This is a genomic window from Psychrobacillus sp. Z3-81 (genome assembly GCF_056620325.1).
In genome coordinates, this window is sequence record NZ_JBWQPU010000010.1 from 1 (window position 1) to 18,498 (window position 18,498).

Here is an 18,498-nt window from a genome sequence, read left to right on the forward strand (position 1 = left end):
GACAACTTCTATTTTTTTATTCATCGTATACTTGGTCATAAAAAACTGCACCTCCAATTGTTAGATGTGTCTAACAACGGGGTGCAGTTCAAAATCGTAAGTGCTTTCTTACTTTAAAAATGTGTGGTTCTTCACTGCGTCGGAGGCCAACAGGATGTTGGTCACAAAGGCATTGTCACACGATGTGACGTTTTTGCCTTTGTTCCTTTGTCACTCCGCTTTCGTCGCAAATAAATTTGCTATTCCCGCAGGAGTCACCGACGCTGTTCCGAACCACTAGCGTTAACTTCTAATAAATAAATCTTGATAAGAATCTTGGAAAAAGAATCTGTAACAAATCATAAAAAACTATTCTTTTTCATTTAAGAATTCACTTCTGTCCCTCTCTCACTTTGATGCATCGGTACTACAAGTGGCATAGGAATTTGTATCAACTCCCAAATTTAAGTATTCTTGTTACTTCTGGTGATAAAACACTTGCTAATTGGTTAGCTGAAGGAATAATTTAAGTTATCCAATTAAATTGCATTATAATTGCACCTTTGTTATTTTACAATCTGGTTCGATTGTTCAGTTAAACAACACTGTACAACTAAACTGACCTTCTTTACTCCTTCTTGAAGTAAAGCCCCTGTTAGTTGAATAAGCTTTTATCCTTGACGTAATATTTTCTGGAACATTCTTGGTTTATGCTCTTCAAAACTCTTTAATAATTCTTTCCCAAAAACAGTTATGGTTTTCTCCCAAGGGTGTCCTAAATATCCCCACTTAAAATCCTTATGGATAAAGAAGTAATAATCTCCGTTAGGAAAAATCGGCACTTTCCATTCTTCGAATTCATCTTTTTCAAATTCTAAATGGGGATTTATCCAATAACATTCATGTTGCCAATCCAGTGCATAAATATATTCATTTTTTGATGTAATTTCCCGAAAAACAAGCAATGCTTTTTCTTCCAAGTCATTATACGCTTCTGAATCTTCACATTCGATAAAGTAATTAGAAATGTCGTAGGTTTTAAATGGAGTTGGCACTTCAAAAGATGGAAAATGGGAAATGCTTGGTTTAAAATTTAATTCTTGATATATTTTAGTCCATATTTTTTTATTTTCTGCCTCTGATAGTTCAAACCAATTTTCCATTGAATAACCACCTTCTTGGTACTTTTAGTAGTATCTATAATAACATTTCTTCTTAAATAAAACTGCCCCTTTTGTACGTTAAGAAATTCAACAAAAAGAGCGTTAATCCCTTCTTGGATCAACGCTCCCGTTAGTGAAATAAGAACTTCATTACCAATCTGGTCCATCATCATTACCAGCTACTTTAAGATTAAATGCATTAGAATCTAAATTATTCTTTTTAACTATCTCAAAAAAAATTGATTTTACCTCTTCTTGTTCTGATTCAGTAGGATCTTTGGTGTCTAAGATATATTTCACATGAACATCATCCACGGAATTTGCCATAACCATCGTCTGAAATTGATAACCTTTTTTCACTAATTCATCATTTACTTGTTTAATAATTCCATTATCCCCGTAGATGAAATTTTCAATCTCAGCCGTTTTTTCTGCTTGTTCCTCGGGACTTAACATAGGTGGCACTTCAGATGTATCTCCTTTTGACGAGGCACTATTGATAAATAAAAAGGTAACAAATAAAATTACAATAGTCCCAATTAAAGTGATTTTACTCTTTTTCAGTTAGTACACTTCCTTTTTAATTTAAGTATATGCCTGTATAAGAGTTCTAAAACGACTTAATACGAGTTATTGACCAAGTCTTCGTTAACATTTATTTTCCATCGTTCTAGAGTAGCCAAAACATTCTCTGAATAGCTTTCTTCCGACATAGTGTTTAAAATTTTTATGTTCATTTCTATAAAATTCATTCCAATAGTTAATCATTCTACTATAACTTTTACAAAAAGATACGCTATTCTGATAACAAAATCTCTTAATTCGTTCAGTGTCTTGTTCTTGCAAAATTAAATAAGTCATTTCCAATATTTCTACGATATACTCATCACATATTTTTACAATATACGGAATAGCCCAATCCTCATACTCCATTGAAAGCAATGACTTTAAATGTTTTTGACGAATAAAACCGTTATCACTTCTTGAAAAAATACAATGTAAAATCATTTTTTCCCTTGAATTTAATTCATTTATAAAAGAATTCGAATTATCATTGTAGTAAATGCGATACGGAATTTGAATAATAGAATTACCTAATAAATATTCCACGCTATCTGGGGATTCCCCATCTATGGCTTTATTGTATGTATCATTCAAAATCAAATTAAAAACTTTAGAAACGGCTTCTTTCAAATCTTTTGGAAATGCAGCGTACATTTATTCACCTCTTATCTCTTTAAACAAATATTGCTTTATAATCTTTAGCTTTAATATAACATTTAATAAAAAGAAAAAAGCCCCCAAAGCGTCGTTTGGAAACTTATTTACTTAGCGTTGTAAATCTGACGATAGTCCTTGTTGCACTAACCTGCCCCGTTTCTATAATAAGGAATTCAACAAAAAGAGCGTTAATCTCTTCTTGGATCAATGCACCCGTTAGTTGAGAAAGGTACTTACTGTATAACTTTAATTATCATAGTTAGAAACATAATAACCAATAAAACTATATGTATCCATACCATAGATTTTACGATTAATCCCGCCCAGACTTTTTTTCGTAAACCATAGTGAAGGACAATAGAAAAAAATAAGAGACTGACTATCCCACGAAGGATACTACCATCTACAAAGAATAAAACTACATTTATTAATACGGATATAATAAATAAAATGACATATACCTTATATATCTTTTCTTTTCTTTGTACCTCGTGTTGGAATTGATACATTACTTTTCACCCCGTGTTACTCATATTCTTGATTAATTGATTATACCTTTTTTCACTAACCTGTTTTTTATTATTTTCTCCCCATCAACACTATTGGTTCGGAGCAACGTCGGCGACTCCAACGGGAGCAATGTGTCAGGCAAGACAGCGCAAGCGTTGGGTGTTGGCTTGCCTTGTGGAGAGAGAAACTAAGAACGTCACATCCTGAACTTTTTCCTGACCAACATCCTGTTGGCCCTCGGAAAGCATGCGACGATGCAGATAGCCCAGACTGCTTACAATGCATTCATATCACACTATAAGAAAATAATGCATCTTATCTGTTTTATTCGTTCTTTAAAAGGCTTCCATAGAAAGGCTTAACAAAACTAGTCCTTTCTTCATATGTTCTTTTTAAAATTTATTGATCAAAACTTAGCATTAGTAGGATCACCATTGGTTCGGAGCAGCGGCGGCGACTCCGGCGGGAGCAAGGTGGTAGGTAAGACAGCACAGCCACGCGCGTAAGCGATGAGTGCTGGCTTACCAAGGGGAGGGAAAACTAAGAACGTCACATCGTGTGACAACGTTTTCCTGACCAACATCCTGTTGGCCTCCGGGAAAGCGTCCGACGATGCGGAGAACCAGAGGTTCCAAGAATATATTTCCTCACCAACATCCTGTCGCCCCCACTCGAAGCGTCTGACGCAACGGAGAACCTATGCTCTCCTAAACAAGAAAGCACTTATGAGTCCTATCATACGATAGAATCATAAGTGCTTCTTTATCATTTATTATTCTCCAACAGATGCCTTAATGAACTCACGGAACAACGGTTGTGGACGCTGTGGACGTGAAACGAACTCTGGATGGAACTGAGATGCCACAAAGAATTTATGGTCTGGTATTTCCACAATTTCAATCAAACGACCATTCGGGCTAGTTCCAGAGAACACAAAGCCAGCTGCTTCAAATTGCTCTCGGAATTCATTATTAAACTCATAACGATGACGGTGACGCTCATATACAAGCTCTTCACCGTAAGCTTGATGCGCTTTAGAGCCAGGAGTTAGCTTACATGGATATAATCCAAGACGTAAAGTTCCACCAAGATCCTCTACATCCTTTTGCTCTGGTAATAGATCAATAATTGCATAAGGTGTTTTTGGATTTAACTCCGTAGAATGTGCATTTTCCATATTAAGAATAGAACGCGCAAATTCAACAGTCGCAAGCTGCATACCTAAGCAGATTCCAAGGAAAGGAACGTTGTTTTCACGCGCAAATTTGATAGCGGAGATTTTTCCTTCTACTCCACGATCCCCAAAACCGCCAGGCACTAACACGCCGTCTACATCTCCCAGTATGTCAGCTACATTCGTGTCATTTACTTCTTCTGCATTAACCCATTTAATCTCAACGTCTGCATCAAATGTATAACCAGCATGCTTCATCGCTTCCACTACAGAGATATAAGCATCTTGAAGCTCTACATACTTTCCAACTAAGCCAATCTTCACTTTCTTGGATAGAGATTTCACTTGGTTCACTAGCTCTAACCATTCTGTCATATCAGCTTCCGGAGTATTTAGACCGAAATGATCTACCACAATTTGATCAAGATGTTGCTGTTGCAGCATTAATGGAATTTCATATAAAGAATCTGCATCTATACACTCGATTACTTCTTCTGGTTTAATGTCACAGAATAACGCAATTTTATCCTTCATGTCCTGAGGTACTGGCATTTCAGAACGGACAACAATGACATTTGGCTGGATACCTAAGCTGCGTAATTCTTTTACGCTATGTTGCGTTGGCTTTGTTTTCATTTCTCCAGCAGCCTTAATAAATGGAACAAGCGTACAGTGTACATACATGACATTTTCGCTTCCAACGTCACGTTTCATTTGGCGAATTGTCTCTAAGAAAGGTAGTGATTCAATATCCCCTACAGTTCCACCAATTTCTGTGATGACGATATCAGCCTTTGTTTCTTTTGCAGCTAAAAATAATCTTTCTTTGATTTCATTCGTAATGTGAGGAATAACTTGTACAGTTCCTCCATTATAATCTCCACGGCGCTCTTTACGTAAAACGGAGGAATATACCTTACCAGTGGTGATATTGGAATATTTGTTTAGATTGATGTCGATAAAACGCTCGTAATGTCCTAAATCTAGGTCAGTCTCTGCTCCATCATCTGTCACGAATACTTCTCCATGCTGATAAGGACTCATCGTACCAGGGTCTAAGTTGATATAAGGATCAAACTTTTGAATGGTAATCTTTAATCCTCTATTTTTTAATAAACGCCCAAGAGAAGCTGCAGTTATTCCCTTACCCAGGGACGAAACAACCCCACCAGTTACAAATATAAATTTTGTCATTGCTTGTTCCTCCTAATTTGTTACTACAATAATAAAAGCGCTCCTTCTACTAGTTTTCCTAGCAGAGGGAGCGCATATACACACGAGTATGTCTCTTAAAAAGAGCCCAATAAAATCTTATAGCGTTTAGATATAGAAGTCAAGGATTATTCTTCTTCCTCAATTTCGTCTACATCTAATTCTTCCTCATCGATGATATCAAAATCTTCATCTTCCTCGTCTATTAAGTCTTCTTCGATGACATCTACATCGTCAATTTCTTCTTCCTCGAAGTCGATTACGACAGCATCTTCATCTTCGTCCTCATCTTCTTCATCATCGACGAATTCTTCGAAGTCCTCATCAAAGATAATCTCATCTTCATCTATTTCTTCTAAATCATCCAGTTCGTCATCCACAATCTTAGCTTTTTTCTTACGAACCTTCACAGTTGGTGCTGTTTCCTCTTCAATTTGTTCTACTGGGTACCATTCTCTTAATCCCCATTGGTTTTCCGCAATAGCTAAAAAACGACCATCAATATTCATATCCGTATAGAATTGAGGTTTGCGTGCAGCCATCTCTTCATCGCTGTATCCTACTAGCTTTTGAATTTCCTCAAATAAATCAGGTAAAGTCATCGCATTTTTTCTATCTTCTAATATTGCAAAACCAATATCGATTAGTGATTCTTCTTGTAATTGTTCTGTTGTCATCTCACGAAAATTCAAATCGTGCACGTCCTTTCTTGTCCTTTAACATACTTCCCATTATATACAAACAATTATGTTATATGCTACAATCAATTATTCTTTTTGAAAAGAGAAATTTTCTTACCTACTAGGATGAACAAGTAGAAAGAGAGCAATAGTAATGGGATAGAGGCCAATTTACTATTATACAGAATTATAGCAAGTAAAAGGAGAATAATGACAATCAACATTCGTATGGAGTTTTTCATTCCACTTGCCCCTCTACTCTTAGTAATCTTATTATACAAAAATATCCGAAAAAAGGTGCCCAAATATAATAACTTTTTGGACACCCCTCTCTATTTCTATTTTACTCATCCTTCGCTAATAAAGACGAACTATATTTTTACATATTTCTTCTGTATTGACCGCCAACCTCATAAAGCGCATTGGTGATTTGACCCAAGCTAGCCTTCTGAACGGTTGTCATTAGCTCTTCAAAGATATTACCACCAGTCATGGCAACCTTTTTAAGATTTTCTAAAGCTTCCTTTACTTCGTCTGTATGTTTTTCTTGAAACGCAAGAAGATTTTGAATCTGTGTTTCCTTTTCTTCCGTGGAAGCACGAGCAAGCTCCATATTATCTATCTCTTCCGCAGAAGGTGGATTTGGATTCAAGTAAGTATTTACCCCAATAATCGGAAGCTCTCCTGTATGCTTCTTCATTTCATAATACATAGATTCCTCTTGAATCTTTCCACGTTGATACTGCGTTTCCATTGCCCCTAGCACTCCACCTCGGTCATTGATTGAATCAAATTCCTTCAGTACAGCTTCTTCTACTAGGTCTGTCAGCTCCTCCACGATAAATGCTCCTTGGAGAGGGTTTTCGTTTTTCGACAATCCGTGTTCTTTTGTAATAATCATTTGAATCGCCATTGCCCGTCTTACCGATTCCTCTGTAGGAGTAGTAATTGCTTCATCATAGGCATTGGTATGAAGCGAATTACAGTTATCCTGAAGAGCCATCAGTGCTTGTAGGGTCGTCCGGATATCATTGAAGTCAATCTCTTGGGCATGCAGGCTTCGACCTGATGTTTGGACATGATATTTCAATTTTTGACTTCTTTCGTTCGCTCCGTATTTCTCTCGCATAACAATCGCCCAAATTCGACGAGCCACCCGTCCAATCACTGTGTACTCTGGATCCAACCCATTTGAGAAGAAGAAGGAAAGATTTGGAGCAAAATCATCGATATTCATTCCACGACTCAAATAATACTCTACATACGTAAATCCATTTGCAAGTGTGAAAGCTAGCTGCGAAATAGGATTTGCTCCAGCTTCCGCTATATGATAGCCCGAAATGGATACAGAATAATAGTTTCGAACCTTATGGTCAATGAAATACTGCTGGATATCTCCCATCATTCGAAGCGCAAATTCTGTTGAGAAGATACACGTATTTTGCCCTTGATCCTCTTTCAGAATATCCGCCTGCACGGTTCCCCTTACGACTTGAAGGGTTGCCTCTTTTACCTCTGTAAACTCTTCTAGAGTTAATGGACGACCTAGCTTTTCCTCCTGCACACGTACCTGCTGATCTATCGCAGTGTTCATGAACATCGCAAGAATAATCGGAGCAGGTCCGTTAATCGTCATCGAAACCGACGTCGAAGGTGCACATAAGTCAAAGCCGTCATAGAGCTTTTTCATGTCATCTAATGTACAGATGCTTACGCCAGACTCCCCAACCTTCCCATAAATATCTGGTCGATAATCTGGGTCTTCCCCATATAATGTGACCGAGTCAAATGCGGTAGATAAGCGCTTTGCGTCATCATCCTTTGACAGATAATGAAAACGACGATTTGTTCTTTCAGGAGTTCCCTCACCTGCAAACTGACGCTTCGGATCTTCGCCCTCTCGTTTGAACGGAAATACGCCGGCCGTGTAAGGGAAAGAGCCTGGTACATTTTCTTTATACACCCATTTTAGAATTTCTCCGTAGTCTTCAAATTTCGGCAGAGAAATTTTAGGTATTTTCAGACCTGATAAGCTTTCTGTACGCAGAACTGTACGAATCTCTTTGTCTCGTATTTTTGTAATAAATTCATCTCCAGCATATGCTTCTTTTAAGGACTGCCAGTTATCTAAGATGCGTTTTGATTCTGCAGTCAACTCATCTCTTACTCCTGCCGCAAGTGACTCCAAGGAGTAAACAAGCGCATCGTCTGGCGCCTTTTCCTTTACCGTTTGGATAGCCCCCTCCAGCTGAAACAACCTTCTAGCAAAGCCTACCTGCTCCTCTGTATTTTGGTGGTATCCACGTACTGTTTCCGTGATTTCACGCAAATAATAGCGGCGATCATTTGGAATGATGACGTTTTGTTTTTGTGTTTTAACAAATTGCTCATAGGAAGTTTCCCAATTCGTTCCTACCTTTTTGTTTAAAACATCTACTAGAGCAGCGAAAAGCGAGTTCGTTCCCTTGTCATTAAACTGGCTTGCAATCGTTCCGTAAACCGGCATATTATCAAGCGCTTCATTCCAAAGCTCATGGCTTCGTTGGTACTGCTTTTGTACCTGACGTAAGGCATCCTCTGAGCCCTTTCGTTCAAACTTATTAATCACAATCAAATCAGCATAATCGATCATATCAATTTTTTCTAATTGAGATGGTGCACCAAACTCACTGGTCATGACATACATAGAAACATCTGAGACATTGGTAATTTCCGCATCCCCTTGCCCAATTCCACTCGTCTCTACAATGATCAAGTCATAGCCAGCAGTCTTCACCACATCTAATACATTCTGGGTAGCACCAGAAAGCTCTGTACGAGAACCACGTGTTGCAAGACTTCGCATGAACACTCGTTTGTTAAAGATGGCATTCATTCGAATACGGTCACCTAAAAGTGCTCCGCCAGTTTTTTGCTTCGTCGGGTCAATGGATAACACAGCAACCTTTTTATCTGGCAGCTCTTGCAAGAAACGTCTGATCAGCTCATCTGTCAAAGAGCTTTTCCCTGCTCCCCCAGTCCCTGTGATTCCTAGCACAGGGGTAGATTTTGAAAGGCCCTTTGCCAGCTCTAGCATCTTAAGTGCTTCCTCATCCTGTGATTGATGCGCTTCCTCTGCGACCGTAATTAAATGAGCCAGCTTTTCAGGATGATCTGTTGTAACCTCTCCTATCGTTTTGCTAGCTCCATCCGATTTGCTTGGATAGTCACACTCTTCTAGCATTTTATTAATCATACCTTGGAGTCCTAATTTTCTCCCATCCTCTGGAGAAAAAATACCGTTAATACCGTATTCATGAAGCTCTTTGATTTCCTTCGGAATGATTACACCACCACCTCCGCCGTATATACGGATATGAGGTGCTCCCCGCTCTGCAAGCAGGTCCTTCATATATTTAAAATACTCCACATGCCCTCCTTGATAGGAAGAAATGGCGATCCCTTGTACGTCCTCTTGTATGGCAGCGTTTACTACCTCCTCTACAGAGCGATTATGACCTAGGTGTATTACCTCGGCTCCGCTAGACTGTAGAATCCGGCGCATAATGTTAATCGATGCATCATGGCCGTCAAAAAGGCTTGATGCTGTAACAAAACGAACATGATTTTTTGGACGATATACTTCCACCTTTGACATGTTGGTCCCCCTTGTTTGTTTACGTGATAGAAGATACCAGCTGAGAATTTTTCAGTTGGTACCTTTTAACGTGAATAGCTGTGCCTCCCACCCCTGGAGCACTTACTTTGCCATATGCACGTTGTTCATTTCTTCATCCCATTGAATAATAAATTGATCTGCATTTCGGTGAAGTCATACAGTGTATGTTCTTTCTTTAATGCCCATCTTCTAAAGGCCCACATTTGTCCTTGGACAACGAGCGTATGAGCATAGAGCTGCGCCTGCTCCTCACTGATCTTCAGCTCCCCAGCCTCGATACAGCTTTGAAGCATCTTGTGGAAAATACTGACCATTTCTAATTCCTTTTTTAATACGTACTCCAATGCGTTTTTCGGCAGTGATTTAGTTTCCTGGTACATCACGACGAATTCATCCGACATGTCATCTATCACCCCATAATAGTGACGGATCGCATTTTTCAATTCATCCAGTGTACCAGCCTCCGCTGTAAATTCGGAAAGACGGCCATGAACCTCATGATAAATGCTGTCGCAGACTAAGTAGAGCACATCCTCCTTGGTACGAATATACTCGTACAGGGTTCCGATGCTAAATCCAGCTTCCTTGGCTATTTCCCTTGTCGTCGTTCGGTGAAAGCCCTTCTGCTTAAAGAGAGCCACTGCCGCCTGGACCATCTGCTGACGCCTTTTTTCTATGAGTGTTCCATCCTTCACCGTGGTAAGGATTTCGTGCTTCTTATCCATCTGTTACTTTGTAAGCATACGAGAGATAACAAGACGTTGAATTTCTTGTGTTCCCTCATAAATTTGAGTTATTTTTGCATCACGCATAAAACGCTCTACAGGGTAATCTTTTGTATAACCATAGCCGCCGAAAACCTGCACCGCTTCTGTTGTTACTTTCATTGCTGTATCTCCAGCCATCAGCTTTGCCATCGCAGACTCTTTACCGTATGGAAGTCCGTTAGACTCTAGCCATGCTGCTTGATAGGTTAATAGACGAGATGCCTCTGTAGCTGTAGCCATATCTGCTAACTTAAAGGAAACGCCTTGATTTGCCACTATAGGCTTACCGAATTGAACACGCTCTTTTGCATAGCCAACTGCCGCGTCTAGAGCACCTTGTGCAATTCCAACAGCTTGCGCAGCAATACCGTTACGCCCGCCATCTAATGTTTTCATTGCAATAATAAAGCCTTCTCCTTCTTCGCCAAGTAAGTTTTCTTTTGGCACACGGCAGTTATCAAAAATAATTTCCGTTGTAGGTGATGAACGAATTCCAAGCTTTTTCTCTTTTTTCCCTACCGAGAAGCCTTCGAAGTCAGACTCTACGATAAAAGCACTTGTTCCTTTATGCTTCGATTCTGGATCTGTTACTGCAAATACTACATAGATATCTGCAATGCCTCCATTTGTAATAAAAATCTTAGAGCCATTTAGTACATAGTGATCTCCGTCTAGCTTGGCTGTTGTTCTCATTCCACCTGCGTCAGACCCAGACCCTGGTTCTGTTAAGCCATATCCACCTATTTTCTTTCCTTCTGCCATTGGACGAAGATATTTTTGCTTTTGCTCTTCATTTCCATATTTGAAAATTGGCCAGCCGGCAAGTGATGTATGCGCTGATAACGTAACCCCTGTAGAAGCACATACTCTTGAAAGCTCTTCAACTGCGATACAGTAAGCAAGGTAGTCAGAGCCAATTCCGCCGTATTCCTCTGGCCACGGGATACCTGTTAAGCCTAGCTCCGCCATTTTATCGAAGATTTCTCTGTCAAAGCGTTCTTCCTCATCACGCTCTGCAGCAGTTGGTGCTACTTCATTTTCAGCAAAATCTCTTACCATTTTACGAATCATTTCATGCTCTTCTGTTAATTGAAAGTTCATTTTTCTTCCCGCCTTTGTCTGTTTGTTAGTTCATCAAATGCTTGCTTACTACAATTCGCTGTATCTCACTAGTACCTTCGTAGATTTCCGTAATTTTCGCGTCACGGAAGTATCTTTCTACTGGATAGTCCTCTGTATAGCCATACCCTCCGAAAACTTGGACTGCTTCAATAGCTACATCTACTGCTGTTCTGGAGGCAAATAGCTTCGCCATGGATGCTTCTTTTCCACAAGGAAGTCCTTGATCACGTAAGTTTGCAACTCGGTAAACCAATAATCTTGCTGCTTCTACTGCTGTGGCCATATCAGCTAGCTTAAAGCCTACCCCTTGGTTTGCAGCAATCGGCTTTCCAAATTGGATTCGTTCCTTAGAGTAATTAACCGCTGCTTCTAGGGCAGCCTCCGCTATACCTAGAGCCTGTGTCGCAATCCCAATCCGTCCGGTATTTAGGTTTGCCATTGCAATTTTAAAGCCTTCTCCTTCTTCTCCTAACAAATTAGCAGCTGGAATACGCATATCCTCGAATGTAATTTGTACGGTTCTTGATCCGTGAAGACCCATCTTATGCTCATCTTTCCCAATGATAAATCCTGGGGTCCCCTTATCGACTATAAAGGCAGAGATTCCTCTAGAGCCCTGAGAAGCATCTGTAGAAGCAAATACGATATATACATCTGCTTCGCCCCCATTTGTAATAAAAACCTTGGAGCCATTGAGAACATAATGGTCTCCGTCTTTTACTGCTTTTGTTTTTAAGGCTGCTGCATCCGAACCAGCAGAAGGCTCTGTTAAACAAAATGCCCCTAAAAATTCTCCTGATGCTAGCTTCGGTACATACTGTTTCTTTTGCTCCTCTGTACCAAAATAGAGAATTGGGTTAGTCCCAACGGATGTGTGAACAGATAGAATAACCCCTACTACTGCACTCACCTTGGACAACTCGTTAATAGCGATAATATAGCTTGTAAAGTCCATTCCTGAGCCACCATATTCCTCTGGCACAGTAATTCCCATCAAGCCAAGCTCTCCCATTTTGGAAAGGATCTCCCTAGGAAACTCCCCTTGCTCCATTCGCTCAATAAAAGGCTCAATCTCCGTCTTTGCGAAGCTCCTCACCATATCGCGCATCATTTGCTGTTCTTCTGTAAATGTTAATTCCATCTGAATGGCGCCCCTTTTCCCCTTCTCTTATTCGTAAACGTAGAAGCCTCTACCAGTTTTCTTTCCTAAGTATCCAGCCTTCACATATTTACGCAATAGCGGACATGGACGATATTTGCTGTCACCAAACCCGTCGTGCAGAATTTCCATGATATACAGGCATGTATCTAAGCCAATAAAATCTGCTAGCTGTAGTGGTCCCATTGGGTGATTCATCCCAAGCTTCATTACCTCATCAATCGCTTCTTTTGTTGCTACCCCTTCATAAATTGTATAGATTGCTTCGTTAATCATCGGCATTAAGATACGATTAGAAACGAATCCTGGAAAATCATTGACCTCTACTGGGACCTTGCCAAGCTTCTTCGTCATTTCCTCAATTTCCGTGTATACTTCGTCTGAAGTTGCCAGACCACGAATAATCTCTACAAGCTTCATAACTGGGACCGGGTTCATAAAATGCATGCCAATTACTTGGTCTGCTCTGTTTGTCACTGCTGCAATTTCTGTAATTGGTAGTGAGGATGTATTCGTTGCTAGAATGGTATGCTTTGATGTAATTTCATCTAGCTGTTTAAAAATAGATTGCTTGATTTCCATGTTTTCAACAGCAGCTTCTATCACTAGGTCGACATCACTTGCATCCTCAATAGCTAATGATTTAGTAATTCTATTTAAAACAGCTTCTTTCTCTTCCTCCGTCATACGCCCCTTTTCCACGTTGCGTGAAAGATTTTTGGTGATTGTTTGGATGCCCCTTTCATAGAACTGCTCCTCACGGTCATTTAGCTTCACTTCAAAGCCAGCCTGTGCACAAACCTGCGCAATTCCCGACCCCATTTGTCCTGCTCCAATAACCATTACCTTTTGTATTGTCATCTGATTTCTCCCCCTGTTTTTGGAACTTCAATCATGATTGCATCTCCCTGACCACCGCCAGAGCAAATTGCAGCAATCCCTATTCCGCCACCGCGACGCTTTAATTCATACGCAAGTGTCAGTATTACTCTTGCACCGGAAGCACCAATTGGATGACCTAATGCAACCGCTCCACCATTGACATTTACTTTTTCTTCATCGAGGTTTGCTAGCTGGCTGCTTACTAATGCGACTGCAGCAAATGCTTCATTTATCTCAAACAAATCAATTTCTTCTAGTAATTTTCCTGTTTTTTCGAGCAGCTTATTTATTACTAAACCAGGCGTTTGTGGGAAGTTTTCCGGTTCTACTGCAATGGTTGTATGGCCAATCACATAAGCGAGAGGATCTTTCCCAAGTTCCTGTGCTTTTTGTTCATTTGTTAATACGAGCGCACATGCTCCATCATTGACACCCGGTGCATTGCCTGCAGTGATTGTTCCGTCAACACCGAAAGCTGGTTTAAGCTTTGCCAACGTTTCCATAGATGTGTCCTTACGTGGAGCTTCATCCTCCTGGACAATCATCGGGTCTCCTTTTCGCTGAGGAATTTCTACCGGCACAATCTCCTCTGTAAAGATACCTTTTTCTATAGCTTGGATTGCACGCGCATGGCTTCTGTATGACCATTCGTCCTGCCTTTCTCGTGTTAAGCCAAAGGACTCGGCAGTAGAGTTTCCATAAGTGCCCATATGCACTTGCTTCGGATGGAAGGAGCAGGATAAACCATCATATATCATCCCATCTACTACTTTCCCATCGCCCATACGGAGACCTGTTCTTGCTTTTGGTAAGTAGTAAGGAGCATTAGACATGGATTCCATTCCACCTGCTACGAACATTTCCTCGTCCCCAAGTCGTATCAATTGATCGGCTAAAGTTACACTTCGCATGCCTGACGCACAGACTTTATTGATTGTTTCCGTTTGGACTGCCCAAGGAATACCTGCCTTGTTTGCAGCTTGTCGTGATGGAATCTGCCCTTGACCAGCCTGAAGCACCGTCCCCATAATTACTTCATCCACTTGCTCAGGCTGCACTCCTGCTTTTTGTAACGCTGCTTTTATTGCTATACCTCCAAGGTCTGATGCTGACAAGCTACTCAGTGCTCCTCCAAACTTCCCAAAAGCTGTACGTGCTCCATCCAAAATTACTGTTTTACCCAATATAGTCACCCCTTGTTTTGAATGCGCTTACAAATCCAGTTAATAAACGAGCGCTCCTTCTACCTACTATTTTTCGCTTAGGTGTTGACTGAACGCTCGCTCGATGTTTATTTCTAATAAAAGGGAGTGCTTCCACTCCCTTTCTATATTACTATTAGTTTACTGAATAAATTGATACCTTGTAAACACTATTGCACAATTTGTTCTTCATTTTCCTCTGTTGGTACTGCTGTTTCTCCAAAAATCGACTTCTCTAGAAGCTCAGCAATATCATAAGTTCCTACGGTATCTTCTACTTCTTTTGCCTTCGTACCGTCTGATAGCATCGTTAAGCAATATGGACATCCGGAAGAAATGATTGTTGGATTCACTTCTAGCGCTTGTTCCGTACGAGCAACGTTAATACGATTTCCAACGTGCTCTTCCATCCACATGAGACCTCCACCTGCTCCACAGCACATACCATCTTGACGGTTACGCTTCATTTCCACTAGCTTCACGCCTGGAATTGATTTTAAAATCTCACGAGGCGCATCATAGACGTCATTATAACGACCTAAGTAACAAGAATCGTGGAAAGTAATTGTTTCATTTACTGCATACTGTGGCTTCAAGCGACCTGCTTGCACTAGTTCAAATAACAGTTCTGTATGATGAAGAACTTCCCCGTTCCAGCCAAAATCACCGTATTCGTTTTTAAAGATATTATATGCATGCGGGTCGATTGTAACGATTTTTGTTACGCCAGCTTTTTCAAATTCTTTAATATTTGCAGCTGCAAGCTCTTGGAACATGAACTCGTTTCCTAGACGACGAGGTGTATCTCCAGAGTTCTTTTCTTTATTACCAAGGATTGCAAACTTCACTCCAGCTTCATTCATTAGATGAGCAAAGGATAATGCGATTTTTTGAGATCTGTTATCAAATGAACCCATTGATCCAACCCAGAATAAGAATTCAAATTCTTCTCCAGCTTTAGAAGCTTCTTTCACAGTAGGGATATGAAGATCTGGACGTGCATCTCTCCAGTTTTCTTTCTCCTTACGGTTAAGTCCCCATGGATTTCCTTGACGCTCGATGTTCGTCATAGCACGCTGCGCATCAGGCTGAACCTTTCCTTCAGACATGACAAGGTAACGACGAAGGTCAATAATTTTATCTACATGCTCGTTCATAACTGGACATTGATCTTCACAGTTACGGCAAGTAGTACATGCCCAAATTTCTTCTTCCGTGATTACTTCCCCAATCATTGAAGGGCTGTAAATATCCTCAATTACTGCGCCCTCTGCTCCAGCAGCCATCGCAAGCTGGTTTCCTTTCGTTCCTTGGAAAGCAAGCGCTGGTACCCAAGGCTTTCTTTTCGTCTCCACCGCTCCAGTGAAAGTTAAGTGATCACGAAGTTTTACAATTAGGTCCATCGGTGACAGCATTTTTCCTGTGCCAGTTGCCGGACACATATTTGTACAGCGACCACATTCTACACATGCATAGAAGTCAATCATCTGTGCTTGTGTGAAATCTTGTACGCGACCTACACCAAATGTAGGCATCTCTTCTTCATCCTCTTCGTCCTCTTCCGCCTCTTCAAAGTTAATCGGACGTAATCTTCCAACCTTGTCCAGACGGTGGAAATATACGTTAGCAGGTCCTGTGATGAGGTGGAAATGCTTGGATTGTGGGATATATACAAGGAATGTGAGTAGCAATAGCAAGTGTACCCACCACATAGCAAAGAAAACGGTTACTACAGCAGCTTCAGGCAGCCAAGCAAACGCTGTCGCTATAGCGGATGCAACTGGCTCAGTCCAAGTTGCCTCGTGACCATGCCAAATCATGTTCATTCCATTCCCTACTAATACAGATACCATTAGTCCACCGATGAATATCAGAACAAGACCATTTTTCCATCCACGCTTCAAACGAACTAGCTTCTCTACATAACGACGGTAAAACGCCCAAATAACTGCTACCAAAATCGTTAATGTCACGATTTCTTGGAAGAAAGTAAACGCAGGGTACAACGGTCCAAGTGGCATATGTGACCCCGGTGCTAAGCCCTTCCAAATAAAATCAATTGCTCCAAACTGTACTAATATAAAGCCATAGAAGAACATAAGATGGATTGCTCCACTTTTCTTATCCTTCAATAGCTTCTTTTGACCAAAAACATACACCCAAATTTTGCGAAGACGCTCTTTCACATTGTCTTCAAACTCTACTTTTTTCCCCAGTTTGATATATGCATATCTCGTTCTCAATAAGTATGCAAACAAGTAGAACGCATACGCTGTAACGCCGAGGAACAATACCCAGTTAGCAATTAACAACGGATCCATTTCTTTCTCCCCCTCTAAGATGTGACTAATACTACCAATTTACCATAATAATAGAATTATAAGAATTAATACCATATTAGAACTGAATGAGCATTCAGTCAATAGTTATTTATACAATGTGGACAGAAATTTTTAAATTATATTCAAATAATGACGATTGCCTGGATGCTGACTTTGATAAAGTTGCTTCTATTTTAGAGTAAGCTTTCGCTGAACGAGAGTATTGCCTCGTCATCCGAGAGTAATTGACCTTCGAACGAGAGTAAAGCTGCCGAATGAGAATAAACTGCCTCTATCCGAGAATAAACCTCTAACGAACGAGAGTATTACCTCGCTAACAGAGAGTAAATAGATTGCGAGTGAGAGTAAAGCTCAACTACCGAGAAGCGGAGACCTATTCGAGAGTTAGCCTTTCTCGAACGAGAGTATTCCCCAGCCATCCGAGAGTAATTGGACTTCGAACGAGAGTAAAGCTGCTGAATGAGAGTAAACTGCTTCGAGTAATCCACACCGACTCCTACTTATATTCCCTGCTACCTGATAGAAAATATTACCTACTCTCAAAGCGGACTTCGGCCATGCCTTTCCAACAATTTATCTTATTAAACTACATCCAAGCGGATCACAAATCATACCAGGATGTACTACATTTCAATCTTTCTCCTATCTATCCCCTAAAGCATCACGGCAATGCCATTTCCCAAATCCCTATAGATTGGTCATTCACTCATACACTGGATTCGAATAAGAAATATAAATTTCCGCTCGAATATATAAAAAAACTGCACCACATTATTAGACAGGGCTAATAATGAAGTACAGTTTCTTAACTTATCAACAGATACAAATTTTATGAATCCGTTTTTTTATCACTACCTACATTTTTAAATACCTTTGCGCTGCGTACATACTCCACATCGGGAACGTTTTCTCGTACATTGGCCACTCTAGCTGCAGCAAATAAGTAATCTGATAAACGGTTCAAATATCTTTGAACGACGCTTGGTACATCCTCTTGTGTTTTCATTAAGGTAACCGTTAGCCTTTCTGCTCTCCTCGTTATGGTACGCGCTATATGAAGCGTTGCTGCAGCAGGCGTGCCACCCGGCAATATAAATCTTTCTAAAACCGGACCTTCTTCTACGAGCACATCGATTCTTTGTTCCATCGCTTCAATTGCTTCATCTGTCATCTTATACACACGGCGATTGGAGACGTTCGCCAAGTCTCCACCGCAATCAAATAGCTCGTGCTGGATTGTCTCCAGGTCTTCTAAAATATCTGCAAACTTGGTTGGATCAAGCTCTGTTATTGCTTTGCCAATAAATGAACTTACCTCATCAATGGTGCCATAAGCCTCCACTCGTATATCATCCTTATCCGTTCTGCCACCTATTAAGCCTGTTTGCCCTTTGTCGCCTGTCTTTGTATAGATTTTCATTCGTCCC

General features: G+C 40.4%; 14 protein-coding genes. All 14 read right to left on the bottom strand.

The window, feature by feature from the left end:
• Positions 1-650: 650 nt before the first annotated feature.
• Complete coding sequence (locus tag AC1ECF_RS11860; protein ID WP_480389633.1) at positions 651-1,142, bottom strand: DUF2716 domain-containing protein; 492 nt, start codon at positions 1,140-1,142, stop codon at positions 651-653.
• 150 nt (positions 1,143-1,292) lie between these two features.
• Entirely contained in the window at positions 1,293-1,607 is a 315-nt protein-coding gene (locus AC1ECF_RS11865; protein WP_480389634.1) for a hypothetical protein, read from the bottom strand.
• A gap of 183 nt (positions 1,608-1,790) precedes the next feature.
• The gene (locus AC1ECF_RS11870) at positions 1,791-2,360 is read right to left on the bottom strand and encodes a hypothetical protein (RefSeq protein WP_480389635.1); all 570 of its coding nucleotides are present in this window, start codon (positions 2,358-2,360) and stop codon (positions 1,791-1,793) included.
• Positions 2,361-2,596: 236 nt separating this feature from the next.
• On the bottom strand, positions 2,597-2,872 hold the full coding sequence (locus tag AC1ECF_RS11875; RefSeq protein ID WP_480389636.1) for a hypothetical protein: 276 nt from the start codon (positions 2,870-2,872) through the stop codon (positions 2,597-2,599).
• A 773-nt stretch (positions 2,873-3,645) separates the two neighbouring features.
• Complete coding sequence (locus tag AC1ECF_RS11880) at positions 3,646-5,241, bottom strand: CTP synthase (RefSeq protein WP_480389637.1); 1,596 nt, start codon at positions 5,239-5,241, stop codon at positions 3,646-3,648.
• A gap of 146 nt (positions 5,242-5,387) precedes the next feature.
• The gene (gene rpoE / locus AC1ECF_RS11885) at positions 5,388-5,951 is read right to left on the bottom strand and encodes a DNA-directed RNA polymerase subunit delta (protein ID WP_480389638.1); all 564 of its coding nucleotides are present in this window, start codon (positions 5,949-5,951) and stop codon (positions 5,388-5,390) included.
• A 367-nt stretch (positions 5,952-6,318) separates the two neighbouring features.
• A complete protein-coding gene (gene icmF / locus AC1ECF_RS11890) occupies positions 6,319-9,576 on the bottom strand; it encodes a fused isobutyryl-CoA mutase/GTPase IcmF (protein WP_480389639.1) in 3,258 nt (1,085 codons plus the stop codon).
• 125 nt (positions 9,577-9,701) lie between these two features.
• Complete coding sequence (locus tag AC1ECF_RS11895) at positions 9,702-10,322, bottom strand: TetR/AcrR family transcriptional regulator (RefSeq protein ID WP_480389640.1); 621 nt, start codon at positions 10,320-10,322, stop codon at positions 9,702-9,704.
• Positions 10,323-10,325: 3 nt separating this feature from the next.
• A complete protein-coding gene (locus tag AC1ECF_RS11900) occupies positions 10,326-11,465 on the bottom strand; it encodes an acyl-CoA dehydrogenase (protein WP_480389641.1) in 1,140 nt (379 codons plus the stop codon).
• A 25-nt stretch (positions 11,466-11,490) separates the two neighbouring features.
• Positions 11,491-12,627 carry an acyl-CoA dehydrogenase gene (locus AC1ECF_RS11905; protein WP_480389642.1) on the bottom strand — a complete coding sequence of 379 codons (1,137 nt, stop codon included), beginning with the start codon at positions 12,625-12,627 and terminating at the stop codon, positions 11,491-11,493.
• 27 nt (positions 12,628-12,654) lie between these two features.
• On the bottom strand, positions 12,655-13,506 hold the full coding sequence (locus AC1ECF_RS11910; RefSeq protein WP_480389643.1) for a 3-hydroxybutyryl-CoA dehydrogenase: 852 nt from the start codon (positions 13,504-13,506) through the stop codon (positions 12,655-12,657).
• Positions 13,503-14,711: an acetyl-CoA C-acetyltransferase gene (locus tag AC1ECF_RS11915; RefSeq protein WP_480389644.1), complete on the bottom strand. Its 1,209-nt coding sequence runs from the start codon at positions 14,709-14,711 to the stop codon at positions 13,503-13,505. The genes AC1ECF_RS11910 and AC1ECF_RS11915 overlap by 4 nt, the downstream gene beginning before the upstream one ends.
• 188 nt (positions 14,712-14,899) lie before the next feature.
• Positions 14,900-17,050, bottom strand: coding sequence for a (Fe-S)-binding protein (locus tag AC1ECF_RS11920; RefSeq protein ID WP_480389645.1), 2,151 nt, complete (start codon positions 17,048-17,050; stop codon positions 14,900-14,902).
• Positions 17,051-17,900: 850 nt separating this feature from the next.
• Positions 17,901-18,491, bottom strand: coding sequence for a cob(I)yrinic acid a,c-diamide adenosyltransferase (locus AC1ECF_RS11925; RefSeq protein WP_480389646.1), 591 nt, complete (start codon positions 18,489-18,491; stop codon positions 17,901-17,903).
• Between the last annotated feature and the right edge of the window lie 7 nt (positions 18,492-18,498).

Excerpts from the sequence above, each read along its gene's own strand:
- AC1ECF_RS11925 (WP_480389646.1), bottom strand. The coding sequence starts at position 18,491 with ATGAAAATCTATACAAAGACAGGCGACAAAGGGCAAACAGGCTTAATA.
- AC1ECF_RS11895 (WP_480389640.1), bottom strand. The coding sequence starts at position 10,322 with ATGGATAAGAAGCACGAAATCCTTACCACGGTGAAGGATGGAACACTC.
- AC1ECF_RS11870 (WP_480389635.1), bottom strand. The coding sequence starts at position 2,360 with ATGTACGCTGCATTTCCAAAAGATTTGAAAGAAGCCGTTTCTAAAGTT.
- icmF (WP_480389639.1), bottom strand. The coding sequence starts at position 9,576 with ATGTCAAAGGTGGAAGTATATCGTCCAAAAAATCATGTTCGTTTTGTT.
- AC1ECF_RS11860 (WP_480389633.1), bottom strand. The coding sequence starts at position 1,142 with ATGGAAAATTGGTTTGAACTATCAGAGGCAGAAAATAAAAAAATATGG.
- AC1ECF_RS11875 (WP_480389636.1), bottom strand. The coding sequence starts at position 2,872 with ATGTATCAATTCCAACACGAGGTACAAAGAAAAGAAAAGATATATAAG.
- AC1ECF_RS11900 (WP_480389641.1), bottom strand. The coding sequence starts at position 11,465 with ATGAACTTTCAATTAACAGAAGAGCATGAAATGATTCGTAAAATGGTA.
- AC1ECF_RS11905 (WP_480389642.1), bottom strand. The coding sequence starts at position 12,627 with ATGGAATTAACATTTACAGAAGAACAGCAAATGATGCGCGATATGGTG.
- AC1ECF_RS11920 (WP_480389645.1), bottom strand. The coding sequence starts at position 17,050 with ATGGATCCGTTGTTAATTGCTAACTGGGTATTGTTCCTCGGCGTTACA.
- AC1ECF_RS11880 (WP_480389637.1), bottom strand. The coding sequence starts at position 5,241 with ATGACAAAATTTATATTTGTAACTGGTGGGGTTGTTTCGTCCCTGGGT.
- AC1ECF_RS11910 (WP_480389643.1), bottom strand. The coding sequence starts at position 13,506 with ATGACAATACAAAAGGTAATGGTTATTGGAGCAGGACAAATGGGGTCG.